This is a genomic window from Rouxiella badensis (assembly GCF_026967515.2).
GTDB classification, from domain to species: Bacteria; Pseudomonadota; Gammaproteobacteria; order Enterobacterales; family Enterobacteriaceae; genus Rouxiella; species Rouxiella badensis.
Genome location: NZ_CP114062.1, coordinates 2,699,904 through 2,726,466 on the forward strand (window position 1 = coordinate 2,699,904; position 26,563 = coordinate 2,726,466).

Sequence of the window (26,563 nt, forward strand, 5' to 3'; positions counted from 1 at the left end):
TTTCATCATGCCTTAAGCGTTCTGGGCGGTAAATCTATGCTCAGGCGCTTTTTTTCAGCGTCACGGCCTTCAGGGGTTCGCCTCTGACCGGCGCACCGTCGGCCACATAATACTCGGCGGTGCTTTTCGGCAGCGCCTCGCGGCCCCGAATAGCATCGGCAATTTTCTCGGCGATCATGATGGTCGTCGCGTTCAGGTTGCCGGTGATTATCTGCGGCATGATGGATGCATCCACCACGCGCAGCCCCTGCATCCCGTGTACACGGCCCTGCCCGTCAACCACCGCCATCTCGTCGCTGCCCATTTTACAGGTACAGGATGGATGGAACGCCGTCTCGGCATGCTCACGCACGAAGGCATCAAGTTCTTCATCACTCTGCACCTCAATACCCGGACTGATTTCACGTCCGCGATAAGGGTCAAGCGCAGGCTGATTCATAATTTCGCGGGTGATGCGAATCGCGTCGCGAAACTCCTGCCAGTCCTGTTCGGTAGACATATAGTTGAACAGGATGCTCGGATGCTGGCGAGGATCCTTGGATTTCACCTGCACGCGGCCACGGCTTGGTGAACGCATCGAGCCAACGTGTGCCTGGAATCCGTGCTCTTTCACCGCGTTGCTGCCGTTGTAGTTAATCGCCACCGGCAGGAAGTGATACTGAATGTTCGGCCAGTCGAACTCTTCGCGGCTGCGAATAAAGCCACCGGCCTCAAACTGGTTGCTCGCGCCCACGCCGGTCCCGTTAAACAGCCATTCCGCACCGATTTTCGGCTGATTAAACCATTGCAGCGCCGGGTACAGCGACACCGGTTGTTTACAGCTGTACTGTAGATACATCTCCAGATGGTCCTGCAGGTTCTCACCCACGCCCGGAAGGTCATGAACCACGGGAATATCCAGCGAAGTCAGCAATGCTGCCGGGCCGACGCCTGAACGTTGCAGGATTTGCGGAGAAGCTATCGCGCCGCTGCACAGCAGAACCTCACGTTTGGCACGCACCTCGATGGGATGCAGGTCGTCTCCCTTCATGTAGCTCACGCCGACAGCTTTCTTGCCGTCGAACAGGATGCGGTCAGTCAACGCGTGCGTCACGATAGTCAGGTTGGCGCGCGGTCTTGCCTGATCCAGATAGCCTCGCGCCGTGCTCGCACGACGGCCTTTTGGCGTCACGGTGCGGTCCATCGGACCGAAGCCTTCCTGCTGATAGCCGTTGAGGTCATCGGTGCGCGGATAACCCGCCTGTACGCCCGCCTCGACCATCGCGTGGAACAGCGGATTATTGCCGGTTTTCGGCGTGGTCACGCTGACCGGACCGTCCCCGCCGTGGAAATCATTCGCGCCGATGTCGCGCGTTTCCGCTTTACGGAAATACGGCAGGCAGTCCAGATAGCTCCAGTTTTCAAGGCCCGGTGCTTTCGCCCAGTTGTCGAAGTCCATCGCGTTACCGCGGATATAGCACATGCCGTTGATAAGCGATGAACCCCCCAGCCCTTTACCCCGGCCACATTCCATGCGGCGGTTGTTCATGTGCGGCTCAGGGTCGGTCTCATAGGCCCAGTTATAGCGACGCCCCTGTAAAGGGAAAGCCAACGCGGCAGGCATCTGGGTACGGAAATCGGCACGATAGTCCGGACCGCCCGCTTCGAGCAGCAGCACGTTAACGCTGCTGTCTTCGGTTAATCGGGTCGCTAATACGTTACCGGCAGAACCGGCACCAATAATGATGTAATCGTAATCCATTGAAATCTCCTCTTGCGGTCGGCGGTTTAAAACACCGAACTAAATTCGCCCAGCTCAACCTGCACGGATTTGATTTGTGTGTAATGTTCGAGAGTACTCACGCCGTTTTCACGGCCTACGCCTGAATGTTTGTAGCCCCCCACCGGCATCTCTGCCGCCGATTCGCCCCAGGTGTTGATCCAACAGATGCCAGCCTCGAGCTGGTGAATCACCCGGTGCGCCGCATTCAGGTCGCGCGTCACCAGTCCGGCCGCCAGGCCAAAGTCAGTGTCATTAGCGCGACGCACCACTTCTTCTTCGCTTTCATAGGTCAGAATGCTCATGACCGGGCCGAAGATCTCTTCACGGACGATTTCCATGTCATCCGTGCAGTCGGAAAATACCGTGGGCGCAACGAAGGCGCCTTTGCCGTATTCGCCGTCGGTGACGCGGTGACCGCCCGCCAGCAGACGAGCTCCGTCCCGCTTACCGCTTTCGATAAAGCGCAGCACGTTTTCCATGTGCGGGAAGCTGACCAGTGGCCCAAAGTTGACCTGCTCGTCGGTCGGCAGGCCCAGCTTGATACGCTTGACGCGTTCAACGATTTTCCCTTCGAACTCGGCCTGCAAATGTTTTGGCACAAACACGCGCGTGCCGTTGGTGCACACCTGACCGGAGCTGTAGAAGTTGGCCATCATCGCGATATCCGCCGCCAGATCCAAATTGGCATCCGGGAAGATAATCAGCGGCGACTTGCCGCCCAATTCCATGGTCACTTCTTTCAGCGTCGAAGCTGAGGCGCTCGACATCACCTTCTTGCCGGTAACCACGCCGCCGGTGAAGGAGATTTTTGCGATCCCCGGATGCTCGGTCAGATACTGTCCAATCTCGGCCCCGTTACCGGTCAGCACGCTAAACACGCCGTCCGGCACACCCGCTTCGGTATAGATTTCAGCCAGCTTGAGCGCGGTTAGCGAGGTAACCTCACTCGGCTTGAAGATCATGGCGTTACCCGCCGCCAGCGCCGGTGCAGACTTCCACAACGCAATCTGAATCGGATAGTTCCAGGCACCGATACCGGCGACCACGCCCAGCGGCTCACGACGCGTATAAACGAACGAGGTGTCGCGCAGCGGGATCTGCTGGCCTTCGATGGCCGGGATCAGACCGGCGTAATATTCCAGCACGTCGGCACCGGTGACGATGTCCACGGCGGTGGTTTCAGACAGCGGTTTTCCGGTGTCCAGCGTTTCAATTTGCGCCAGTTCGTCGTTGCGTTCACGCAGGATATCCACGGCTTTGCGCAGGATGCGGGAGCGCTGCATAGCTGTCATCGCGGCCCAGACTTTCTGTCCCTTCTGCGCCGCTTCTACCGCACGGTCAAGATCTTCGCGGGACGCAGAAGCAATCTCGGCGAGGATTTCACCGTTGGCCGGGTTGATGGCCGGAAAAGTTTCACCGCCGGTGCTGTCCTGATAGCGACCGTCGATATAAAGTTTTTGCATGCCAAAGCGGGACATAAGTTCTCCTGTTTCAAAGCGGGCGACAAAGTGAAGGCATTGACCTTCAGCGTGCGGCAGACTGCGCCAGTGATTCGATGTAGCGATGCGTAATCAGCAACGCTTCCTGACGGTCAAACACCTCGTGACTCAGTGCGCTGCGTAACCACAAACCGTCAATCAGTCCTGCCAGGCCTTTCGCCGCCAGACGCGCCTCGTGATGAGGTAAAAATCGTCGAAATTCGACGCATAGATTCGAGTAGAGCCTTCTACTGTTGACCTGCTGCAAACGGTACAGCTGGGGGTGATGCATGCTGCTGGCCCAAAAGGCCAACCAGGTTTTCATCGCCGGATCGTTGGTCTGCCCTTCATCAAAGTTTGCCTGTGCAATCGCCCGTAAACGCGCGGTCGGCGCATCGTCGTTAAGCGTAGCCAGTCGTTGCTTAACGCTGTCGCCGAGGTGGCTCAGCAGATAACGCATCGTCGCCTCGAGCAGTCCGTTCTTGTCACGAAAATAGTGACTGATGATGCCGTTGGATACGCCCGCTCGACGGGCAATCTGGGCAATCGAGGCGTCATGCATGCCAACCTCATTCACGGCGGCAAGCGTCGCATCAATTAACTGCTGCCGCCGAATCGGCTGCATTCCAACTTTTGGCATTGACTCCACTCCTGAAAATGGCGTGATGAAACGGCTGTCTTGATGCCTGTTTCAATTTTATTTAACGCCGGAACTGCCCCTATTAAACTTTTTTTTGATTGAACGTTCAATAAAAAATGAATATATTTTATTACCGTCTGGTAACGAATTTGTAGAAACATTGAGGCAAATTCTTTCACAAGCGGTTGATAAAAAGCAGGTTACTGGCAATATCAGAACTTGCTTATTTTCAGGTCGATGAAGGCGTTTTAAAGCCAGTGCACTCAGCGGATCTCCTGTCAGGACATTTTTTTAGCGTCATAAACCTTGTCCCCGGTGTTCTTGATATGCGCTAAGGCGCGCTGCTTTTAAACACCACTCCCGACCTTGTGTTTTGTCTTTTATGACCTTTGGAAAACGGGAAAACGATGGCTTCTATCGAACTTTCGGAAAAACCTAAAGACTCGCTAAACAAGGTGGTATTTTTTACCTCGGCGGGGCTGATTCTGGCCTTTACGCTGATGACCATTTTCTTTACCGATATCTCGGGAAAAGCAATTAGCGTGGCGCTGGAATGGGTATCAGCCACCTTCGGCTGGTATTACATGCTGGCCGCAACGCTGTACATTGTGTTTGTGGTATTTATCGCCAGCTCGCGCTTTGGCTCTATCAAGCTCGGGCCCGAGCAGTCAAAACCTGAATTCTCCATGATGAGCTGGGCCTCGATGCTGTTTGCCGCCGGTATTGGTATCGACCTGATGTTCTTCTCGGTAGCCGAACCGGTCACGCAATATATGATGCCGCCGGAAGGCCAGGGCCAGAACATTGCGGCGGCACGCCAGGCGATGGTCTGGACGCTGTTCCACTACGGCCTGACCGGCTGGTCAATGTATGCGCTGATGGGTATCGCGCTCGGTTATTTCAGCTATCGCTACAATCTTCCGCTGACCATCCGCTCGGCGCTGTATCCTATTTTCGGCAAGAAAATCTACGGCCCGATTGGCCACAGCGTGGATATTGCGGCGGTGGTCGGCACTATCTTTGGTATCGCCACGACCTTGGGTATTGGGGTGGTTCAGCTAAACTACGGCCTGAAAGTGCTGTTCCATATCCCGGAAGGTCTGGGGGTGCAGGCGGCGCTGATTTTGCTGTCGGTAATAATGGCCACGGTGTCGGTCACTTCGGGCGTCAACAAGGGCATTCGTATTCTTTCCGAGTTGAACGTGCTGCTGGCGCTGGGGCTTATCCTGTTCCTGCTGTTCTTCGGCAATACCGAGTTCCTGCTCAATGCGCTGGTGCTGAATATTGGTGATTACATCAATCGCTTTATGGGCATGACGCTCAACACCTTCGCCTTTGACCGCCCAACGCAGTGGATGAACAGCTGGACCCTCTTCTTCTGGGCCTGGTGGGTTGCCTGGTCGCCGTTTGTGGGCCTGTTCCTGGCGCGTATTTCGCGTGGCAGAACCATTCGCCAGTTCGTGCTGGGGACGCTGATTATTCCGTTCGTGTTCACGCTGTTCTGGCTGTCTATTTTCGGCAACAGCGCGCTGTATCAGATTCTGCACGGCAATATTGCCTTCGCCAACGAAGTGATTGCGCACCCGGAGCGCGGCGTTTACAGCCTGCTGGCGCAGTATCCAGGCTTTACGCTGAGCGCCTCTGTGGCAACCATCACCGGCCTGCTGTTCTACGTTACCTCGGCCGACTCTGGCTCGCTGGTACTGGGGAACTTCACCTCTAAGCTGGCCGATATCAACAACGATGCCCCCAACTGGCTGCGCATCTTCTGGTCGGTCACCATCGGCGTGCTGACGCTGGGAATGTTGATGACCGACGGCGTATCAGCGCTGCAAAACACGACGGTTATCATGGGACTGCCGTTTAGCTTCGTTATCTTCTTTGTGATGGCCGGACTGTATAAATCGCTGCGTCTTGAGGATTATCGACGTGCCAGTACGCTGCAAAACTTTGCGCCTGCGACACCGTCCGCCGGTGATGCAGCACTGAACTGGAAGCAGCGTCTGTCGAGGGTGATGAACTTCCCGGGAACCACGCACACGCAGAAGATGCTGGATATTGTCTGCCGTCCTGCGATGCAGGAGGTAGCGAACGAGCTGAAGCTGCGCGGTGCCAAGGTAGAATTTACCGAAGGCGCACCGGTGGATGATGAGAAACTCAACCATCTGGAGCTGCTGGTCAAACTGGGTGAAGAGCAGAACTTTATCTATCAGATTTGGCCGCAGCGCTACGCCGTACCGGGCTTCACCTATCGCGCGCGTTCGGGCAAATCGCACTATTATCGCCTGGAAACCTTTTTGCTAGAGGGCACGCAGGGCAATGACCTGATGGACTTTACCAAGCATCAGGTGATCAACGATATTCTGGACCAGTACGAGCGTCACCTAAACTTCCTGCACATCAATCGGGAAGCGCCGGGCAATACGTTGACGTTTCCGGAGTAACGGGGATTAAAGGTTAAGGGCACGCGCCTTGCGCGCTGGCCCTTGACCTGCCAACCAGCTTCTTCAACAAATAAAAATAATCGCTCAATGCTGGATATCACTAAGCTCTGCCTGATGAACATCGCGGCTTTTTATTCCGGCGTGGGTCATTTTCTCGCGCGCCTCCTCGATATCGCCCTGCTCAATTTCCAGCTTCTCCTGCGTACTGCCCTCTCGAGGATTAAGGACCAGTTCCACCATAATCGGAAAGTGATCGGAACCCATAGGTTCAAGGCGTTTCAGGTCAACCAGCGTGAAGTCTTTGCTGTGGAAAACGTGGTCCAGCGGCCAACGGAAACACGGATAGCTGGCGTGGAAAGTATTAAACATTCCGCGTCCGCGACGTGGGTCGAGCAGCCCGCTGATTTTCATAAACAGCCGGGTAGTCCGTGACCAGGCCACGTCATTCAGGTCTCCGGTCACAATGGTTGGATAAGTCGCCCGTGCGCAGGTATGCCCGACAGCAATCAGCTCGCCGTCGCGGTTGGTAGACTCGTCGTCCTCGGTCGGGCTAGGCGGCATCGGATGCAGGCAGTGCAGAACCACCTGCTCCCCGCCCTCAAGCTCGACGCGAAAATGCATCGAAGGGATCCCCTCCGCCACCAGATACTGAATTTTTGCCTCAATGAGGGGAAAGCGCGAGTAGACGTGCATTCCATAAAGGTTCTCTAACGGGCATTTGAGCGTGTAGGGATGACTGGCCTGCAACGGCGCCATCTGCTGCTCCCACCATAGATTGGTTTCGAGCAGGACGATGACATCGGGTCTGTTCTGCGCAAGGATTTCCAGCAGTTTTTCAGACTTGCGGTTGGTCATCAGCACGTTGCAGTTGAGGATTTTAATGCGAGGATGCTGGCTGGCGGGCGTTTTTTTTACCTGCACTTTCGAAAGGCCAGTGTAGGGAAATATCCACCAGCTCTGATAAATCGTGCAACCCAGGGCGAGCAGCACGATGAGCCATGAAAACTGCCCGCCTCCGGGCAGAAAACACAACTCAAGCAGGAGAAACACCAGCGACAACACGGCCATTTGCAGGCGTGGGAAGTCCCAGATACGCACCCACCAGCGCTGGTTACGAGATAAAGGCAACAGGGTCAACAACGTCATAATCAGGGTGAGAATCCCCACCACTAGACGCGCATTATCCATTTTTTGTTCTCATTATTTTCCCGTAGTCGGTACGTGACACCAGTTATGCTGTTCCACGATGCCACCGTTCGGCGAAGTGTAGCCAATACAACCTAATATACTGTCGAAAAGTTTCTCATGATAGGCCGGCGCTTTGTTCCTGGCCATGATTTGCAACTGCTGAAACGCCTGACGATTCTGATCGTTGGCCAGGAATTTGTCAGATGCCCACACCATAATAGGGACGGTACGCTGCTCAATCGGCGCATGATCCCGCGGGGTGCCGTGGAAATGCATGTTTTGCGAGATAGATTCGCCGTGGTCGGAAGCATAGAACACGATGGCGTTTTTATCACGCATCTGATTAAACACCTGCTCAAGGAAATCATCGGTATAAAGCAGGGAGTTATCGTAAGCGTTAATCATCTCTTCGGTCGAGCAGGCGTCATCAATGCCCATACACTCCGGCTGATAGCGTGCGAAGTTACGCGGATATCGCTCTGAATACAGGTAATGCGACCCTTTGGTATGCAGAATAATCAGGTGCTTGCCCTGTGGATGGTTGGCAATCGAGTCCTTCATTTCGTTGATCAGCAACATATCGTCGACCGGTTTACCGGCATTGCGCTTTTCAGAGCCGATGCTTTCACGCAGCGAGTATTCATCGGCTTTGGTTTTGTTGTAGAACCAGGCTTCACTCTGCATGGAGTACAGGTCAGAACTAAAGCCCTGATTCTTAAGCACAGAGAAGACGTTCATCTCTTTGAGAGTCCGCTCCGGATTGTCGCGAGTTCCGCCCATACGTACAAACATGCAGCGTAACGAAAGTTTGGTCGAGGTATCGCAAGAATATCCCTGTAGCGCGACCAGATTCTTCTCTTTCTCAAGGTTAGGCGTATTGTCACGCGCATAGCCGTAAATGCCCATGTGGTCGCGTCGTGCGCTTTCGCCAATCACGAAAACCACGTACAGATCTTTCACGTCTTTTGGCGGCACATAAGTGAAATGTTTTGAAGGATCGAAGAGATTTTTAGTATCTTCGGCCTGACTGTAGGAGCTATAGATATAAAGACCCAGCCCGGACAACCAGTTAGAAGGTAAGTAACTCCCCGCCACTACACCGCCGTAGCTGGCCATCATGCGGTTGTTTATGCGGTCATGCGCTTCCTGCGCGCCGCCCATCAACTTGAGTGGCACCCAACAGGCCAGTCCACTGACAACCAAAAGCACTATTTTGATGGCAACGGTGCGAAAGCGCGTTTCTTTCAGCGACGAACCGGGCATTTTACTGCCCCAAAGCAGGATAAGCGGGATAAAGCTAACGGCAATGAGCCAGATAAAGAAGTGGCTGCCCACCGACTCTTTAGACAGGTCGAGCGAGTCCACTGCCAGCGCCGAAGCCAGAATGCCGTAGCCGATGTCGACATTGAAGATAATCATGTAGTAAGCCGCCGCCACAGAGGCCACGACAACAATAGAAAGCAGCACTCGATACACGGTTTTACCGGTAAAGGAGACAAGCTTGGTGAGGAAATAGACCAACGCAAATGCCGCCACCATCTCAACCATCAAAGACAAGGTATTGTCATAGTGTAATTCGTGATAGCGACGGTAAAAAATTGGAAGGTTGAGCAATATTCCCAGGTACAAAGCAATAAAAAGTGAAATCTTCTGTTGCGATAAGTCTCGTATTTTATACATCAGTCGGTAAAAGCTCTTTCAAAGGTTCTATTCGCGTATGCTGCGCGCCCGTGCCGGAGGCAAATGACCTAAAAGCGTCAATTTGTGGCTGCCGATGACACTATGAGACCCTGAAAATGCCGATTTCTCATAAATTCAATTATTACATTGACTAAGGAAATGTAACAAAATTAACGATATCCTTATATTTCATTGCGTTACGTGAGGACGAAAAATACACTTTTTACGCTTTATTTAATATTTATTTAACGATGAGTTTATCGCCTCGGTTTCTACGCTCGAGGGAAGGTCAACGTGAAACGTGTTCTGCCCTGCGGAAGATTCGAGACCGACACACTGCCGCGATGCAGCGTCATAATGGCCTGAACAATCGCCAGCCCCAGACCGTTTGAGCTCCCCCCTTCGCTACGAGACGGATCCGCACGATAAAAACGGTCAAACAGTTTGTCTATCTGGTCCGTGGGAATAGCCGGACCGGCGTTATCGACGTTAACGGCGCTGCTCTGTGGATGATGCTCGACCCAAACCTTGACTTCGCTGTTTTCATCCCCGTAATTAATGGCGTTAGCCACCAGATTGCTCAGCGCCCGCTGGAAAAGCAGAGCGTCGGCAAACACCATGCCCTCGCCTTCACACGCCAGGCGAATGCCGCGCTCTTCGGCCAGCCCTTCAAAATAGTCCACCACCCGCAGCGTTTCGTTCTCCATCGACAGCGGCACAATATTAAGCACCGAACGTGCATGCGAGGCGCGGGCCAGGAAGAGGATATTCTCGACCATACGCGAAATACGCTCCAACTCGCCCATGTTATTGGCCAGCAGGGTCTCATACTCTTCCGTTGTGCGGGTTTGGTAAAGGGCCACCTGACAATGCCCCATCAGCGCGCCGACCGGCGTGCGGATCTCGTGCGCCAAATCGGCCGAAAATTGATTGAGCCGCTGATAACCGTCCGACAACCTGTCGAGCATCGCGTTGAAAGAAACAATGAGTTGCTGGAGCTCCAGCGGTGCGCCCTCTTCACTTAGCCGCGTAGACAGGCTGGTTGGATGGATTTTTGCGGCCTCATTGGCCATTTTCTGCAGCGGGCGTAGTCCGCGACGGATAACCACGTAACCGAGTCCGGCGATCAGCACATACGCCAGCAGCACGGAGGCAATGATCTCCCAGCGGAACGCATCCAGCATCTTGGTTTCACCCGCCATAAAGTGCCCGGCGAGAATCTCGACCGTTTGACCGTCTTTCATACGCACGTCGGCGAGAGCGAAACGCACCGGCGTATCGTCTTCGGCCAAAACATGGTGCACGCTTTGCAGGGTGAGCGTCTGACCGACCGGAACGGCCGCAACCTCTGGCAGCACAATGTGGCCTGGATTGACGTTGATGATTGGCGCTTGGCCGAGAAGGCGAAAACGAAGAATATCGCGCTCGTTACCGAGCATATTCTCAAATAATCCGGGATTGTGGCTGAGCTGCGTCAACGGAAAATCATTGCCCAGCAGCTGGCGGAAATACTGCACCCTGCCCGCGACCTGATAATCTGCTCGGCGGATCATCTCTTTCTCCATCGAGTAATAGAGATAAAAGCCCACGCAGCTGACCACCAGGGCGGCAATCAGGGCAAAGAGCAGCGTCGAACGCAGGATAAGTGAAAAAGGTTTACTCATAGTCTCGCACTTCACACACGTAGCCGATACCGCGCACGGTATGGATAAGCTTCACATCATAGGGCCGGTCGATTTTACTGCGCAGGCGTTTGACCGCCACGTCGACCACGTTGGTATCGCTGTCAAAATTCATGTCCCAGACCTGCGAGGCTATCATGGTGCGCGACAGCACCTCCCCCTCACGGCGCATCAGCAGATGCAATAGCATGAACTCTTTATTGGTTAAGGGAATAACCGTGTCCTGCCGCGTCACCTTACGGCGCAGCACATCAATGTGCAGGTCGGCCAGCGAATAGGTGTCAGACTCACGCACCGTGCCTCGACGCAGCAGCGTTCTCACGCGCAAGACCAGTTCGGTGAAGGAGAAAGGCTTGATAAGATAATCATCAGCGCCTAGCTCAAGCCCGTGAATACGGTCCTGCACTTCATCGCGTGCCGTGAGGAACAAAACAGGCACGTCGCTCTTCTTGCGCAGCACTTCCATCACCTGCCAGCCGTTGAGCCCCGGCAGCATGACGTCGAGGATCACCGCATCAAAGTTGTCTTCCAGCGCCAAAAATAGCCCATCTGCGCCGTTACGCGCCAAATCAACGCGATAGCCCGCCTCTCCCAGCCCTTTCTTAAGGTAGTCGCCGGTGCTGACGTCATCTTCAATAACCAGTATCCGCATGTGTGCCTCTTTGACTCCGCATTCCTTTGTAAAGTCTATCAGTTCTGGAAGAAACCTTTGATGACATTATTGTCATCAACTTGTCATCAATGAGTCCCTGTATGTCGTCCATCCTGTCTATTATTAATTAGCAAACATTAGGCTGATTTTTATATTGATGCGTCACCTGACTTCCCTTGTAGTTCTCATATGAATAATTTGGAGAGTATTATGATTAAATCCTCACGCCTTGCCGGTCTGCTGCTGTCTTCCCTACTGATGACCAGCGGGGCTTTTGCAGCAGACGCTAGCAACACCATTAAACCGACCCGTGGCACCATCGATTCTGTGACCCCTACCTCCCTCGAGCTCACAACCCGTCAGGGCGAAAAGCTGGATGTCAAGCTGACCGATCAGACCAAAATTACCCAGGTTACCGAAGGTAAAATGTCGGACATCAAGGCTGACAGTTTCATCGGCACTGCCGCCGTACCTCAGCCTAACGGTACCCTGAAGGCGCTCGAAGTTCACGTATTCGCCCCAAGCCTGCGCGGCAGCGGTGAAGGCTTCAACCCGTTCGAGTCCGCAGACGGTAAAATCAATACCATGACCAACGGCACCGTCGGCAAACTGGTCAACTCCAATGGCCGTACACTGACCGTGAAATACCAGAACGGCGAAAAAACCGTAGTAGTACCGGATGACGTACCGGTCGTTCTGCTGGCACCGGGTGACCGCAGCCTGCTGAAACCAGGTGCTCACATCGTGCTGTTCCCAATTAAAGATGCTCAAGGTGCCCTGGCCGCTCGCGGAATTGCTGCCGGCAAAGACGGCGTTACCCCACCGATGTAATGTGAATTGAATACCAGCGCCGGTTCGCCCCCTCACGTGTCTGCGCTTCAAGGCGGACTGGCGCTGACCTCCCTCCAAGGAAAATCTTATGCGTAAAAAAAGAATCCATCCCTGGCCGGTGAGGCTCTGCCACTGGGTCAATCTGCTGGTGATGATTGGCATGGTCATGAGCGGCTGGGGTATCTATAACGCTGACCCCATTTTTAATTTTACCTTTCCACAAAACGCCACGCTCGGCGGATGGCTCGGCGGCAATATCGGCTGGCATCTGGCAGTGATGTGGGTACTGGCGGCAAACGGGCTTTTCTACCTGCTCTGGGGTTTGTTCAGCGGCCATTTCAGGCAGCGTTTTTTCCCTTTCACGCCGGCCTCAGTCTGGCATGACCTGGTAAGCGCACTGCGTTTTCGGTTATCCCATAAGTCTAATCAATATAATGCGGTGCAAAAGCTGATGTACGTCGGCGTGCTGTTGCTCGGCCTGCTGTTAGTGATTTCGGGATTGTCCATCTGGAAACCGGTGCAGTTTAGCGGACTGGTGTATTTGATGGGCGGATTCACCGTCGCTCGCTACGTCCATTTCTTTGCGATGAGCGGCATTATGCTGTTCGTTGTTGTACACGTGGTAATGGTGCTGCTGGTGCCGAAAACCTTGCCGGGCATGATTACCGGCGGCAACGCTGCGACCAAAAATGCAGGAGAAAGCGCGGATGACTGATGAAAAGAAACGGCCAAAGTTAATTCTTGAGCCGGACCAGCGCAAGCAGCTGGTTAACGTTCAACGCCGCCTGATGATTAAGTCTGGCCTGACGCTTGGCGCAGTGTCGATGCTAACAGGCTGCAATATGCAGGACGGAGATGACGTCGATAAGGTGCTGTGGGCGATGTCACGCTGGAACGACCGCGTCCAGAGCTGGCTCTTCAGCGGTCAGAAGTTAGCGCAAACTTACTCGGCGGACCAGATTACCAAACCCTTTCGCTTTAACGCTTATTATCCCGAGTACAACGTGCCCGAGATAGATATCCCCAACTATCGCCTTGAAGTCTCTGGGAAAGTGGAGAAAAAAGCGCCCTGGACGTTGCAACAGCTGCAGCAATTACCGCAAAGCAGCCAGATAACCCGACTGATTTGCATCGAAGGATGGAGCGCTATAGGCCAGTGGAGCGGCGTGCCGCTGAAGACCTTCTTGCAGCATGTCGGCGCGGACCTGACCTGCAAATATGTCGGTTTTAAATGCGATGACCGCTATTACTCCAGCATCGACATGGCAACCGCGCTGCATCCGCAGACCATTCTGGCGCTCGACTTCGGCGGAAAACCTTTGCCGCCCGACTTTGGTTATCCGCTTCGTCTGCGTATGCCGACTAAGCTTGGCTTCAAAAATGCCAAACATATCGGGGCAATTTTTGTGACCGACACCTACCCAGGCGGATATTGGGAAGACCAGGGGTATAACTGGTACAGCGGGATTTAAGCAAAATGCAGGACTAACAGACGGAAAATAAAAAAAGAAAAACCGCCCCGAGAGGCGGTTTTTTTTCGAAACATCGTTGCCTGAATCTTTAAAGACCGAGGCAGCCAGGTTTCTATAATTAGAAGCTGTAACCCACGCCTGCGATCCAGGTGCCAACGTCAACACTGCGGATACGGCTCTGCTCGTAAGAAACGTCAAGAGCGACGTTCTGGATTGGGTTGAACTGGAGACCTGCACCGTAGGAGAAACCAACGTCGCTGGTGTCAGACTTCTGACGCAGAACGGTAGAGTCTGGGTTTTCGGTATTGCTGAATTTACCGAAGCCGATACCTACTACGCCGTAGATGCTAGCCCAGTCATTCAGACGGTAAGCTGGACCTGCGGTGATGCCGTAGTACTGACCTTTCTGATAAGAATTATCAGTCAGAGAGTGATCTTTTTCAGTGTAGGTGAAAGAGCCGATCACACCCAGTGGGTTGTTGTCTTGCTCGTAACGGTATTTCAGGTTGAAGCCGTTTGCTTTATTAGCCACGCCCTGCATATCGCTCTGAGCATAACCAGCTGTAACAGTGCTGGTATCAGCGAATGCACTTGAAGTACCTAAAGCTACTACGCAAGCTAATGCGGAAAGACATGCAATTTTTTTCATAACCACCTCAAAAAAGGGAACCAAAATAACCTTCACCATGAAAATATAACAAAAAGTAGTGTGAAACTCTGCCTCAATTAAGATGTCCAATGCACTTTATGGTGTAACAAAAAGTTTCCAAATCGACGTATCCAGCTAATTTAAAAGAGTTTTTTCACCGTAATAATATAAGATAAACTTATTGAACTTTTTCAAATTAGCGGAATATTCCTAATGTTTTGCGCAAATAATCAGCGGTTTTGTTGTGCAATTGTCTCATTCATCCCCTTGAGACAAAAGTTTTTTTACCTTCTGCTAACACTAATCCACTAAAAATTTCTGGTTGCCAGTACAATATCGGCTTTTCAGCGGCGCTCTATCCGCCTTTTACTCTGTACGGACCCGTTACCTTTGAAAAATAATTCTCTTAAAAATCAGTCGGGGCAACTTTTAACCGATACCGTTTCACCCGCAGCGGCTAAAGCACACAATCCGCTGATTGCCGTTGCAATGATATTGATTGCCATGCTTTCTCTGCAGGGCGGTGCTGCAATGGCGAAGTCATTATTCCCCCTCGTCGGCTCACAGGGCGTGACCGCACTGCGTCTTGGCATGGGGTCGATAATCCTGCTGTGCTATTTCAGACCGTGGCGAATAAAAATGCGCGGCGGCAATCTGCGCTCGTTGCTGATATACGGTCTGGCGCTGGGTTGTATGAATTATACCTTCTATTTGGCAATTCGCACGGTTCCCTTAGGCATTGCCGTGGCACTAGAATTTACCGGTCCGCTGGCGGTTGCGATGTTTTCCTCTCGCCGCCCTATCGACTTTGTTTGGGTGCTGCTGGCGGTGATTGGATTAGGGTTCCTCCTGCCAATAGGCCATAGCGTGACTGGCATCGATCCCGTCGGTGCCGGCTTTGCATTGATAGCAGGCGCTTGCTGGGCGGTTTACATCCTCGCTGGCCAGCACGCTGGCAGCAGCTATGGGCCGGGCACGGCGGCGCTGGGGTCAAGCATCGGCGCACTGATCTTCTGCCCGATTGGCATTGCACAAGCGCACAGTGGTCTGTTTAGCCTGGATATTCTGCCGATAGGTCTGGGTATTGCGCTGTTGAGCTCGGCGGTGCCGTATTCGCTAGAGATGATGGCGCTGACGCGGCTTCCGGCCAAGACCTTCGGTACGCTGATGAGCATGGAACCGGCGATGGCTGCTTTCTCGGGTATTCTGTTTCTTGATGAAATACTGAATCCGATGCAGTGGCTTGCGCTGGTGGCTATCATCGCCGCTTCGGCGGGCTCGACGCTGACGGTACAGAAGCGCGCTAAAATTCGCGCGATAAAAGTGGATCCGCAATAAAATAAATTTTATTTTAAAATCATATAATTAAAGACATTATGTCGAAAAAGAAAATCTTTTTGCTTCACCGCTGCATCCAAAAGGCGAGCTGGGTCGTATGTACTTATGTCAGGCAATAAGTCCTACCCTCAACCCTAAAGGATTACATCATGAAAACATTTATCCGTACCGCTCTGTGTGCTTCAATTCTGTTTAGCAGCGCGTCAATGGCTGCAATGATGTCAGACAACACCACCATGGTCGGTGGTGCAGCAATGTACCCTTCAAAAAATATTGTTGAGAACGCCGTAAACTCTAAAGACCATACCACTCTTGTCGCCGCCGTGAAGGCAGCCGGTCTGGTCGATACCCTCTCCAGTAAAGGGCCTTTCACCGTCTTTGCGCCTACTAACGCTGCCTTCGCCAAATTACCGGCCGGTACCGTAGACAACCTGGTCAAACCTGAAAATAAAGCCACGCTGACCAGCATCTTGACCTACCACGTGGTTGCGGGTAAATACGAGATGAAAGATCTCGAAAAACTGCTGAAAAAAGGCGGCGGTCATGCCGAGCTTAAAACCGTTAACGGTCAAGCTCTGTGGCTAATCAGCAATGGTCCGCACAATATCCAGTTGAAAGATGCCAAAGGCGACGTGGCCAACATCAGCACTTATGATGTTAACCAGAGCAACGGTGTCATTGACGTTATCGATACCGTATTGATGCCTAAATAAAAACCCTCTCCTATAATGAGCTGTGTCGTATTCGGACACAGCCGGAGGGATGCAGTGCCGCCGGTGTGCTGCTCCCTCCGAGGTTTTAGGAAGAACTGATGAAAGAAAACGCATTGGACAATCCGGCAACCGACAGCGTATTGCAAAGAGAGTTGATGCAGTCTGTCGCTGCTGGCGACCGTCAAGCCTTTGAACAACTCTACCGGTTAACCTCCCCCCGCCTTTTTGCGGTTGCGTTGCGCATGCTGCGTCGCCACGCCTGGGCAGAAGAGGTCTTGCACGACAGCTATATTACCGCCTGGAATCGTGCGGCAAGCTACAACCCTGCACTGAGTTCTCCCATGACCTGGTTGACGCACATCGTGCGCAATCGCGCCATTGACTGGATGCGCGGGAGTGATAATCAGTGGCTGGAACTGGAAGAAGGCGTAGAGGATACTCTCGGCAATGATGAGTACGATCAGCCGCTCATCCGTTTGCAGCAAGATACCGATGCAAAAAAACTGGCGGAATGTCTGGGGCATCTCCCTGCGGAACAACGACAGAGTCTGGTGTTGGCTTACTACCAGGGGCTCTCGCACGGCGAAGTTTCCGACCACTTGCAACAACCTCTTGGCACGATTAAAAGCTGGATCCGTCGCGCCCTGGATCACTTGAAGAGCTGCGTGGGCCTATGAAAAACAGACGCGAATATCACGCTGCTCTGTCGGCAGAGTATGCGCTAGGAACCCTAAGGGGGCCTGCTCGCCTACAGTTTGAGCAGCAGATGCAACAAGACCCGGAGCTGGCGGCAGAGGTCGCACGTTGGCAGGAGGCCTTTGCGCAGTTGGACAACCAGTTAAAGCCCGTAGTGCCGCCCGATTCAGTGTGGAAACGCATTCAGCTGCAGCTGCCGCCCAAACCGCCTGCTACTGACACAACCTACCAGAGCACTTCTTCTAGGCTTCCCGGTATAAGCAGGCTTAACAGCGCCTATATTGGCTGGGCGGTGGCGGCCTGTCTGGCGATTGTCTTAGTGCTGCCTAAACTTTGGGAATCCTCGTCGATGCTTTCGTCTCAAGCAACGCCAGTGGCTATTCTTGGCAACGGCGCGGGGACAGCGGATTCCGGACAATGGGTGGTGACCGCCAGTAACACCTCCAGTCATGTTCAGCAGTTGACCATTACGCCGCTGCACGCCGCGGAGGTCGCCAGCGATCGCAGTCTGGAACTTTGGGTTATCCCTGCCGGCGGCAAACCGCAATCCCTGGGGCTGTTGAGCAACAGCGCCGCGACGCAGTTGGCATTAAACGACAATCTCGCCAACGGCAACTCGACGCTGGCTATCAGCCTTGAGCCTAAAGGCGGCTCCCCTACCGGCCAACCCACAGGTGCGGTGCTCTACAGCGGACGCATCACGCTTTAGCATTGCCCCCACGTCTTATATATTGAGGAAGGCAGCACCTTCCTCAATATACCGATTTAAATTTCCGATACAGCGTGAATAATCTACCGCACCAATAGCTCAAATAAACATGAAATAATGCAGAATTGTCTTAATGAATTCTTTAAAATGCTCATGACAAAAGCCAATGAAAATAAATCACATTCACACCCACCATTTAATCAAACTCAAATAAAATAAATAAATTCAAATAAAACAGAGATTTAGTTAAAAAACTACGTTTCAGGGGTTGATATTAACGTTTATGGGCCTTAGGTTATTTAAAAGCAGCGCGGAATAAGAAATTAGGGCTAGGTATAATTTCCTGGGTGGTGGATGGCCCGCTTTTTATTAATTAGCCCACGGCTATAAGAGTGATAGGAAATATTTTTCAACGTCATCTCCAAAGCTTGCTATACTTATTCCCGTGATCAAATACATAACTACTCACTGAAGAGGATATTAATGATGAGTACCGCTAAACTGGTAAAAACGAAATCTTCAGAACTTCTTTATACGCGTAACGATGTAGATGAAAGCACCAAACTCGAGACCATCAAGGTTCTGAACAAACTGGTTGCCGAGTTCATCGACCTGTCGCTGATTACTAAACAGGCGCACTGGAACATGCGTGGCGCAAACTTTATCGGCGTGCATGAAATGCTCGACGGCTTCCGTACCGCAATCACTGAGCACCAGGATACTATCGCAGAACGTGTTGTTCAGTTAGGTGGGGTTGCGCTGGGTACCGTGCAGGTCGTGAACGACAAGACGCCGCTGAAAAGCTATCCAACCAATATTCATACCGTCCAGGAGCATCTTAAAGCCCTGGCAGAACGTTACGCGATAGTTGCCAACGATACCCGTAAGGCGATTACTCAGGTCGAAGATGAAGATACTGCGGATATCTTTACTGCCGCATCTCGCGACCTCGATAAATTCTTGTGGTTTATCGAATCCAACATCGAGTAACGACGGAAAGTATTATTTATCCGTCATACGTCATCACTAACGACGATTTTTGAACAGATGAGGAGCTTCGGCTCCTCATTTTTTTTGCCCAAACTTGGCCCTTCCTTTCACCACCGCCCTATAAACGTGCATCAAAAGACATTATTGCCTCCTGCTCCGTTTTAAGACACACTCCACGCTCCATAAAAAGGCATACCACCGCCTTTGCAAGCAATTTTGTTAGCAGAAGCACGTACTTTATGTATAACAATGTTAATAAATGCGCAGTTTTGAGATAAAAAATAGTTTAGCCTAGTGATTCGCACCAAAATGGACATCCGCGAAAAACCAAGGCACCAATTTGGTGCAAACCCTGAGGCATTTTAGCATTTCATGCCAATGAATGGCGACTAACCCCTTGAAATTAAACAAAGATAGAAATGTGGCATAACTTTTGCTTATCACCCACGTAACTATAAAAGGGTATGTTCTCCCATAAATATACAAAGGAAATTGCACTTATGAAGTCGATGTTAAAAGTTTCCCTGGCCGCACTGACTCTGGCCTTTGCAGTAAGCTCTCATGCAGCAGAAGAAAAACTTATCGTGGCTACTGATACCGCATTTGTTCCTTTTGAATTTAAACAGGGTGACAAATACGTCGGTTTCGATATCGACCTGTGGGCAGCGCTGGCGAAAGAAATGAAAGTTTCTTATACCCTGAAGCCTATGGACTTTGACGGTATCATCCCCGCTTTGCAGACCAAAAACATCGACCTGGCTCTGGCGGGTATCACTATTACCCCACAGCGCGCGCAGGCAGTTGATTTTTCTGACGGCTACTACACCAGCGGCCTGATCACCATGGTTAAGTCAAACAATACCGATATCAAAGGGACTCAAGACTTGAACGGTAAAGTGGTGGCAGTGAAAAGCGGCACCAGCTCCGTCAACTATTTGGCTTCAAACCTGAAACCTAAAGACGTTCGCCAGTTCCCGAACATCGACAGCGCCTACATGGAGCTGGGTACAGGTCGTGCTGACGCGGTACTGTTCGATGCCCCTAATATTCAGTACTACATCAAAACCGCCGGTCACGGTAACTTTAAAACTGTAGGTCCAGCCGTTGCAGGTCAGGACTACGGCGTTGCCTTCCCGAAAGGCAGCCCACTGCGTGATAAAGTTAACGCTGCACTTAAAACGCTGCGCGCGAACGGCACTTACGCTGCTATCTATAAAAAATGGTTTGATGCCGAACCTAAATAATTGCACTAACGAGGTATAGCTGTCCTGCGTGACTCACGCACAGTCTATATCACCGGCCCTGAGTGGAATATCACCAGGGTCGGCTTTGTTTTGTTTATCAGGAGATTAATCCATGCAGTTTGACTGGAGCGTTGTTTGGGCCGCTCTTCCTATCCTTCTTGAAGGCGCCAAGATGACCCTGTGGATTTCTATCCTGGGTTTAGTTGGGGGCGTTATCATTGGCGTCATCGCGGGCTTCGCGCGCGCGTTTGGCGGCGTTATCAGCCGTAATATCGCTCTGGTATTCATTGAGCTGATTCGTGGCACTCCAATCGTTGTCCAGGTGATGTTTATCTATTTTGCCCTGCCGATGATGATAAGCGGTCTGAGAATCGATCCGTTTACCGCGGCCGTGGTCACCATTATTATCAACTCCGGTGCCTATATCGCGGAAATCACGCGTGGTGCGGTGCAGTCTATCAATCGAGGCTTCAACGAAGCGGGCCTGGCGCTGGGACTTTCCCGTCGTGCAACACTGCGTTACATCATCATGCCGCTGGCTTTGCGCCGCATGTTGCCACCGTTGGGTAACCAATGGATCGTCAGTATCAAAGATACTTCGCTGTTTATCGTTATCGGCGTAGCGGAACTTACACGTCAAGGTCAGGAAATTATTGCCGGTAATTTCCGCGCAATGGAGATCTGGAGTGCTGTTGCCGTTATCTATCTGATCATCACGCTGGCACTGAGCTTTGCTATGCGCCGCTTAGAACGCAAACTGAAAATTTTATGATTGAATTTAAAAACGTCTCCAAACACTTTGGGAAAACCCAGGTGCTGCATGATATCGACCTGAAAATTTCTCAGGGTGAGGTCGTGGTTATTATCGGGCCATCGGGCTCTGGCAAATCAACCCTGCTGCGCTGCATCAACAAGCTGGAAGAGATAACCTCCGGCGACCTGATTGTCGACGGGCTGAAGGTCAACGATCCGAAGGTTGATGACCGACTGATTCGTCAAGAAGCCGGGATGGTATTCCAGCAGTTCCACCTTTTCCCGCACATGACGGCGCTCGAGAACGTGGCCTTTGGCCCGATTCGCGTCCGTGGCGCGAGCAAGGATGAGGCTCAAAAGCTGGCGAAAGAGCTGTTGGCGAAAGTCGGTCTGTCTGAAAGGGCGCACCACTATCCGTCAGAGCTTTCCGGTGGCCAGCAGCAGCGCGTCGCTATTGCTCGTGCACTGGCGGTGAAGCCTAAGCTGATGCTGTTTGATGAACCAACCTCCGCGCTGGACCCCGAGCTGCGTCACGAGGTGTTGACCGTCATGAAAGACCTGGCCGAAGAAGGCATGACCATGGTTATCGTGACCCACGAAGTCGGCTTTGCCGAGAAAGTGGCCTCACGTCTGATCTTCATCGACAAGGGACGCATCGCAGAGGATGGTCCGCCAGCCGAGCTTATCAGCAACCCGCCAAGCGAACGCCTGCGCGAGTTCCTGCAACACGTTTCGTAAAAAAAGGCCCCATAAGGGGCCTTTTTTTAATGCGGAAAACGCGGTAATTATTTCCAGCGCTTACCGGCCCAGGCTTTCTGCTGGGAAGGCGTCAGGAAGGTCCAGGCGACAAAACGGCTGACTTTCTGCCCTTGCGCCATCTCGACGGTGCGCACGTTGGTCGCGCCGGCTTCTTCCAGCGCGTCATAAATCAGCGGCAGCGTGGTTTTCTTTGAGATAAGCACCGTGTACCACAGGCAGTTATGCGCCTTTTGCGCACTCTCTTCTACCATGCGTACCACGAAGGCCTCTTCACCCCCTTCACACCACAGTTCGTTGTGCTGACCGCCAAAGTTCAGCTCGGCCTTGTTGTCGCGGCCTTCAAGCCCAAGGTTCTGGCGCTTACGCTGGCTGCCTGCGGCGGCTTCGGCGGCTGAGGCGTGGAACGGTGGATTACACAGCACGGCATCGTAGCGCTCGTCGTGACGAATAATCGTGTCGAAGATGCGCGGCGGCTTAGCCTGTAGACGGAAACGGACCTGATTGGTAAGCACTGGGTTAGTCGCGACTATTTTCTTGGCTGCTGCCATCGAGACTTCATCAATCTCGCTTGCGGTGAAGCGCCATCCGTACTCGCGCAAACCGACTATCGGATAGATACAGTTAGCGCCAACGCCGATATCCAGAATCGCCACGTTTTTACCCTGCGGGATAACCCCACCGTTGCTGTCGGCTAGAACGTCCGCCAAGTGGTGAACGTAGTCGGCGCGGCCAGGGATCGGTGGGCAGAGGTAGTCTGCCGGAATATCCCAGTTTTCAATCTGATAAAAATGACGCAGCAGAGCGCGATTCAGCGCTTTTACAGCCTGAGGATCGGCGAAATCAATAGACAGATCGCCCCATTTGTTTTCGGCAACAAATGCCCCAAGCTCTGGGCTGCTGGCAATCAGTGCAGGAAAATCATAGCGGCTACGGTGGCGATTTCGCGCATGAAGCCCGCTTTTCTCCTGCGGGAAAACTATCTTTTTATCCTGCGGAATCGCTTTCTTTCTTTCCACCTGAATGACTCTCCAATATCAATGTTAAGCTTACCCAATGTGTGAGCGTAGTCGTCACGTTACACACCTCGGGGAAAATTCTGCCGCGTAAGATAACACAAACGGCCCGCCATGACTGTCAGCATGACACACCAGGCCACTGTAATTCGACGCCGCCTTGGCTAAGCTATTGAGAAACTGCCTAATGACTGACGCACATTACGCCAGTGGGCAACGCTAAATGACCAAAAAGGTGAACTATGAGCTCCGACGATCGCTATTTTTACGAGCCCGCAAAAGGGCACGGCCTGCCGCACGATCCGCTGAACGCCATCGTAGGCCCCCGCCCGATTGGCTGGATAGCCTCGCGCAACGCGCAGGGCCAGCGCAATCTCGCCCCCTACAGCTTCTTCAACTGCTTTAATTATCGTCCACCGATCATTGGTTTCGCCAGCAGTGGATGGAAAGACAGCGTGGCGAATATCGTCGAAACCGGAGAATTCGTCTGGAACCTGACGACCCGCAGCCTGGCGGTGAAAATGAATGAAAGCTCGGCCTCGCTGGCCCATGGCCGCGATGAGTTCGAGTTTGCCGGGCTGACGCCAACGCCGGGCACGCTGGTTGCCGCCGATCGCGTTGCCGAAAGTCCGGTCAACTTCGAGTGCAAACTGTCGCAGTGCATTCAACTGCAAAGCGCGGCCGGTGAGAAGATTGATACCTGGTTAGTGATGGGGGAAGTGGTGGCAGTACATATTGCCCGCCATTTGCTGAATGAAGACGGGATATATCAGACGGCACTCGCCGAGCCGGTGCTGCGCGCCGGAGGGCCCTCGGCCTATTATGGAATTTCAGAAGACCTGCGTTTCGACCTCACGAGGCCTGACGCACGATAAGCGCGTGGGGGATATCCGTCCCCCACGCTTCTCACCGCTATTTCCTGAAGTAAGTCTGCTCGACAAAGTCGGCGAAGTCCTGACACATCGCCTCATCACCCTCGGCGTTATCCGCCAGCACGCGCTTGCCGTCAACCACCTTGATATGAACGTTGAGATCAAAGTCGGCAGGGGGCTGTTCTCGGCTCGCAGCGTCGGCAATAACCTGCTGCGCCTCTTCCCACGCTGCCGCCACCGTCTGGTTGCAGGCCTGCGCCAGATAATCCGGATTAAATCCCTCTCCCGTCAGGCTACGTAAGGTCTCGTCATGACTGACGCTGTTGCCCGGAGTCCAATAATGTTTCGCCAGGTCGGGGCCAATGGCCGAATTATCGGTCAGATAGCCGTCACGTTTGAGGAAGAATGCCCGCGTCTGCTCCACCGCCATCAGCGCCAGCAGGTATCCCTGATAAGAACACGCCGACTCAAGCGACAGCAGGTGTGGCACCGCAAGGGTTGGCCTTGGGCTACCCGCCACGCCGAGGATGTGCGTTTCGACGTCGCGAGCCAGCGCGGTAATCGCCTCCGGCGTGCACTTCTCTTCCGGCCACTGATAAAGCTGCCACTCAAAATACGGCATCAGCAGGATATGACGATCGTTGAACGCACGCATCGGCTGGCGTGCGGCAATATTCTGCTCGATTAAGGCATCAGGCACCGGTTCGCCTTGCGCATTTTTCGCATAGCGTTTAAGCCAGTCGGCATCGTCGAGCAGGCTGTCGCAGAACATCGACTGCGTTTCGGCATAGGCCATCGACGTCGGCGGGAACTCCTGCGAGAAGCTCGGCGCATTCTGGCGAATATTGGCGAAGTGCGCCGCGTGGCCGCCCTCATGAAACAGCGTATTCAACCCGCTCGCACCGCTGCCGACCTGATCCGGTTTTGCCAGGCTGGTAAAGTTTATCTGCGCGGGCACCCATTTGCCGTTATCGACAAACGCAGGCACAGGGGCATGCATAAAGCCGTTCTCATATTTGCCTTCGCGCACCAACAGGTCCAGCTGCATCGTTGCACCGTTGAAACCGATATTCAGGCGCTTGAAGCTGTTGACCCAACGGCTCAGCGAGTCGGCAAACGGGAAGTAGGGATCCAGCTGACGCGTCACGTCACCTGCGCTGGCATAACGGATATTCCACGGCATCAGCGCGGCATCGCCTTCGCGTGCCACGAGCTCGTTGAGGCTGCGCACGTTGGCGTCGCGGGTTTGCTCCTCGAACCTGTCCAGGATAGCGAACAGCTGCTCCGGGCTCATCTGCTCGGTTTTGTTAACTTTGTAATCGAAGTAGTTACGGTAGCCCAGCTGACGGGCAAAGCGGTTGCGCAGCGCAATAAGCTCGGGGAAACCGTTATGCAGCAGCCACTGTTCCAGCTCTCGGAGCGCAACCTGGGAACTGCGGCGATACTCTTCGTTTTCGTTAGTGGCCTGATTGGTCAACAGCTCGCCGAGCGACGCCGTCACTTGCTCGCCCTTGCTATTGAGGTGCATCAGGCGATGCTGCTTGCGTTTACCGTACAGCGCGGATTCGGCCTGAATGATTTCATCAAGGATTTCCTGCGCCTGCGGATCTTCGATAGCATTGCAGTCGAAAAAGCGGTACCAGCCGCGCAGCCCGGTCAGCAGCGATTCACGCGCCGCGCTCTCGGGTTCAGCCTCAACGGCGGCAATCTGCTCACGCAGCTCCGCCAGCCTGGCCGGGTTGGCGATAAAGCGTTTAAAGGCACTTTCTGCAGCCGAGAAACGCTCGGCGACGTCGTCGTCTCCTGTGCCCATATAATGCTGCCAGAACAACGCTTCCTTGGTTTTATGGACCTTGAGATAGTCGTGATTCAGCGCCGCAAAATAATCCTGTGACTGTTTCATAAGCATCCTTCTTGGCTGAAAATAAAAGAGATTATCTTTTGAGTGTAAATTCAGAGCCGCAGTCTGTCGACCAGGCTTGCCCTAAAAAAGCCGCTCAATCCGAGTTTGAGCTTCGGACATATCCTCGGCCAGTCCGGTGCCGACCAGACAGCAGGCGAGTTGATTTAAAATCGCCTGAGGGACCGGAACCTTAGCCAGCAAACAGTCGGTTATCCAGTCAGCGGTTGTCTGTGCGTCTTTCGATGCAGGCAGCGTCAGGCCGCTAAACTCCTGGCGGTCGAGCAGGAGCTGCTGCTCTCCGGCCCCAATCAGGTGAACCTGCGGGCTGCGCTGTGGATTGGCGTATACCTCGCCTTCCGTCCCCTGCGACAGCAAGGCAAGGCCGGAAACATCGTGGAAGAATGATGAGACGCGCTGGATATATTCAGGATGTGAGACGCTGGCGAGACGCAGCGCAGGCTGCTCGAAAAACGGCGTCGCGAGCTTGGCCAGCGTATGGCTGCTGTTGCGCACGCCCATCTCCCAGCGCAGATTCAGCTGTTTATCAATGGCGGGACAGAGCACGGATACGGGGATAAACACCGGGCCGACGCCTGCATCCAGCATCGACTGCGCTTGCTCTGCGGAGCCGGCAGCGGGGATGTTCAACGCCTGGAAGATTTCATAACTGGTCACGCGGCTTGGGTCTGCTGTGACGCCATGAACCACGACCGGCAGGCCCAGGCGATGCAATAAAATTGCCAGCAGCGGCGTCAGGTTGGCCTGTTTACGCGCGCCGTTGTAGCTGGGAATGACCACCGGCATCGGGCCGTCGGCGGGAGCGCGCAGTTTGATGGTCTGCTCTTCCATCGCCTGATAAAAGCCCAGCATTTCCTGCTCGGCTTCACCCTTGATACGAAAAGCAATCAGCAGCCCCCCGAGCTGCAAGTCGGGTACCTTACCCGCCAACATCAAACGGTAGAGCGCCAGCGCCTGCTCCTGGTCGAGGTCACGGGCATGGTTCTTCCCGCGTCCGACTTCTTTAATAATTTTTGTGTAATCCATCTTGGTTCCCTCACCTGCGAATTACACCAGCATAACCCAGCCAATGACGGG

The 26,563-nt window shown here is 53.3% G+C and carries 24 protein-coding genes; 13 read left to right on the forward strand and 11 right to left on the reverse strand.

Annotated features, from left to right (window positions below; translation table 11 throughout):
* Positions 1–40: 40 nt before the first annotated feature.
* The 3 genes from betA to betI are packed head-to-tail and all read right to left on the reverse strand — an operon-like array spanning position 41 to position 3,880.
* The gene (gene betA / locus O1V65_RS12480) at positions 41–1,741 is read right to left on the reverse strand and encodes a choline dehydrogenase (protein WP_017492432.1); all 1,701 of its coding nucleotides are present in this window, start codon (positions 1,739–1,741) and stop codon (positions 41–43) included.
* Positions 1,742–1,767: 26 nt separating this feature from the next.
* The gene (gene betB / locus O1V65_RS12485; RefSeq protein WP_084911507.1) at positions 1,768–3,240 is read right to left on the reverse strand and encodes a betaine-aldehyde dehydrogenase; all 1,473 of its coding nucleotides are present in this window, start codon (positions 3,238–3,240) and stop codon (positions 1,768–1,770) included.
* Between the two features lie 46 nt (positions 3,241–3,286).
* Positions 3,287–3,880: a transcriptional regulator BetI gene (gene betI / locus O1V65_RS12490; RefSeq protein WP_269129765.1), complete on the reverse strand. Its 594-nt coding sequence runs from the start codon at positions 3,878–3,880 to the stop codon at positions 3,287–3,289.
* 407 nt (positions 3,881–4,287) lie between these two features.
* On the opposite strand from betI, the gene O1V65_RS12495 reads away from it, so the two are divergent.
* A complete protein-coding gene (locus O1V65_RS12495; protein ID WP_084911510.1) occupies positions 4,288–6,324 on the forward strand; it encodes a choline transporter in 2,037 nt (678 codons plus the stop codon).
* Positions 6,325–6,408: 84 nt separating this feature from the next.
* On the opposite strand, the gene O1V65_RS12500 is transcribed toward O1V65_RS12495, so the two are convergent.
* The 4 genes from O1V65_RS12500 to O1V65_RS12515 all read right to left on the reverse strand — a co-directional run bounded on the left by O1V65_RS12500 (position 6,409) and on the right by O1V65_RS12515 (position 11,526).
* Positions 6,409–7,512 carry an endonuclease/exonuclease/phosphatase family protein gene (locus tag O1V65_RS12500; protein WP_017494236.1) on the reverse strand — a complete coding sequence of 368 codons (1,104 nt, stop codon included), beginning with the start codon at positions 7,510–7,512 and terminating at the stop codon, positions 6,409–6,411.
* Between the two features lie 12 nt (positions 7,513–7,524).
* Complete coding sequence (eptB, locus tag O1V65_RS12505) at positions 7,525–9,192, reverse strand: kdo(2)-lipid A phosphoethanolamine 7''-transferase (protein ID WP_017494237.1); 1,668 nt, start codon at positions 9,190–9,192, stop codon at positions 7,525–7,527.
* A 272-nt stretch (positions 9,193–9,464) separates the two neighbouring features.
* Positions 9,465–10,856, reverse strand: coding sequence for a heavy metal sensor histidine kinase (locus O1V65_RS12510; protein WP_269129766.1), 1,392 nt, complete (start codon positions 10,854–10,856; stop codon positions 9,465–9,467).
* Positions 10,849–11,526 carry a heavy metal response regulator transcription factor gene (locus tag O1V65_RS12515; protein WP_084911520.1) on the reverse strand — a complete coding sequence of 226 codons (678 nt, stop codon included), beginning with the start codon at positions 11,524–11,526 and terminating at the stop codon, positions 10,849–10,851. The genes O1V65_RS12510 and O1V65_RS12515 overlap by 8 nt, the downstream gene beginning before the upstream one ends.
* A 210-nt stretch (positions 11,527–11,736) precedes the next feature.
* On the opposite strand from O1V65_RS12515, the gene O1V65_RS12520 reads away from it, so the two are divergent.
* The 3 genes from O1V65_RS12520 to O1V65_RS12530 all read left to right on the forward strand — a co-directional run bounded on the left by O1V65_RS12520 (position 11,737) and on the right by O1V65_RS12530 (position 13,829).
* Positions 11,737–12,357, forward strand: a complete 621-nt coding sequence (locus O1V65_RS12520) for a hypothetical protein (protein WP_017491594.1) — start codon at positions 11,737–11,739, stop codon at positions 12,355–12,357.
* Positions 12,358–12,445: 88 nt separating this feature from the next.
* On the forward strand, positions 12,446–13,072 hold the full coding sequence (locus O1V65_RS12525; protein ID WP_017491593.1) for a cytochrome b/b6 domain-containing protein: 627 nt from the start codon (positions 12,446–12,448) through the stop codon (positions 13,070–13,072).
* Positions 13,065–13,829, forward strand: coding sequence for a molybdopterin-dependent oxidoreductase (locus O1V65_RS12530; RefSeq protein WP_017491592.1), 765 nt, complete (start codon positions 13,065–13,067; stop codon positions 13,827–13,829). Before O1V65_RS12525 ends, O1V65_RS12530 begins: the two co-directional genes overlap by 8 nt.
* A gap of 118 nt (positions 13,830–13,947) precedes the next feature.
* Here O1V65_RS12530 and ompX read toward each other — a convergent pair whose 3' ends face one another.
* Positions 13,948–14,478: an outer membrane protein OmpX gene (gene ompX, locus O1V65_RS12535; RefSeq protein ID WP_026110492.1), complete on the reverse strand. Its 531-nt coding sequence runs from the start codon at positions 14,476–14,478 to the stop codon at positions 13,948–13,950.
* Positions 14,479–14,868: 390 nt separating this feature from the next.
* Here ompX and rhtA point away from each other — a divergent pair, with 390 nt between their 5' ends.
* The 8 genes from rhtA to glnQ all read left to right on the forward strand — a co-directional run bounded on the left by rhtA (position 14,869) and on the right by glnQ (position 21,659).
* Positions 14,869–15,816 carry a threonine/homoserine exporter RhtA gene (rhtA, locus tag O1V65_RS12540; protein WP_017491590.1) on the forward strand — a complete coding sequence of 316 codons (948 nt, stop codon included), beginning with the start codon at positions 14,869–14,871 and terminating at the stop codon, positions 15,814–15,816.
* Between the two features lie 149 nt (positions 15,817–15,965).
* Positions 15,966–16,529, forward strand: coding sequence for a fasciclin domain-containing protein (locus tag O1V65_RS12545; protein WP_017491589.1), 564 nt, complete (start codon positions 15,966–15,968; stop codon positions 16,527–16,529).
* Positions 16,530–16,627: 98 nt separating this feature from the next.
* A complete protein-coding gene (locus tag O1V65_RS12550; RefSeq protein ID WP_017491588.1) occupies positions 16,628–17,206 on the forward strand; it encodes an RNA polymerase sigma factor in 579 nt (192 codons plus the stop codon).
* The gene (locus O1V65_RS12555; RefSeq protein ID WP_227952703.1) at positions 17,203–17,934 is read left to right on the forward strand and encodes an anti-sigma factor; all 732 of its coding nucleotides are present in this window, start codon (positions 17,203–17,205) and stop codon (positions 17,932–17,934) included. The genes O1V65_RS12550 and O1V65_RS12555 overlap by 4 nt, the downstream gene beginning before the upstream one ends.
* 486 nt (positions 17,935–18,420) lie before the next feature.
* A complete protein-coding gene (dps, locus tag O1V65_RS12560) occupies positions 18,421–18,924 on the forward strand; it encodes a DNA starvation/stationary phase protection protein Dps (protein WP_017491586.1) in 504 nt (167 codons plus the stop codon).
* A 500-nt stretch (positions 18,925–19,424) separates the two neighbouring features.
* Positions 19,425–20,168 (forward strand): glutamine ABC transporter substrate-binding protein GlnH, encoded by a 744-nt coding sequence (glnH, locus tag O1V65_RS12565; RefSeq protein WP_017491585.1) that lies wholly within the window; start codon positions 19,425–19,427, stop codon positions 20,166–20,168.
* Between the two features lie 112 nt (positions 20,169–20,280).
* A complete protein-coding gene (gene glnP / locus O1V65_RS12570) occupies positions 20,281–20,940 on the forward strand; it encodes a glutamine ABC transporter permease GlnP (RefSeq protein ID WP_017491584.1) in 660 nt (219 codons plus the stop codon).
* Positions 20,937–21,659: a glutamine ABC transporter ATP-binding protein GlnQ gene (glnQ, locus tag O1V65_RS12575; protein ID WP_017491583.1), complete on the forward strand. Its 723-nt coding sequence runs from the start codon at positions 20,937–20,939 to the stop codon at positions 21,657–21,659. The genes glnP and glnQ overlap by 4 nt, the downstream gene beginning before the upstream one ends.
* A 47-nt stretch (positions 21,660–21,706) precedes the next feature.
* Here glnQ and rlmF read toward each other — a convergent pair whose 3' ends face one another.
* Positions 21,707–22,696: a 23S rRNA (adenine(1618)-N(6))-methyltransferase RlmF gene (gene rlmF, locus O1V65_RS12580; protein ID WP_017491582.1), complete on the reverse strand. Its 990-nt coding sequence runs from the start codon at positions 22,694–22,696 to the stop codon at positions 21,707–21,709.
* 239 nt (positions 22,697–22,935) lie between these two features.
* On the opposite strand from rlmF, the gene O1V65_RS12585 reads away from it, so the two are divergent.
* The gene (locus tag O1V65_RS12585; protein WP_017491581.1) at positions 22,936–23,568 is read left to right on the forward strand and encodes a flavin reductase family protein; all 633 of its coding nucleotides are present in this window, start codon (positions 22,936–22,938) and stop codon (positions 23,566–23,568) included.
* 37 nt (positions 23,569–23,605) lie between these two features.
* Here O1V65_RS12585 and O1V65_RS12590 read toward each other — a convergent pair whose 3' ends face one another.
* Together O1V65_RS12590 and ybiB are read right to left on the reverse strand one after the other, a co-directional pair.
* Positions 23,606–25,468 carry a M3 family metallopeptidase gene (locus tag O1V65_RS12590; RefSeq protein WP_017491580.1) on the reverse strand — a complete coding sequence of 621 codons (1,863 nt, stop codon included), beginning with the start codon at positions 25,466–25,468 and terminating at the stop codon, positions 23,606–23,608.
* Positions 25,469–25,549: 81 nt separating this feature from the next.
* Positions 25,550–26,512 (reverse strand): DNA-binding protein YbiB, encoded by a 963-nt coding sequence (ybiB, locus tag O1V65_RS12595; RefSeq protein WP_017491579.1) that lies wholly within the window; start codon positions 26,510–26,512, stop codon positions 25,550–25,552.
* Positions 26,513–26,563: the final 51 nt, after the last annotated feature.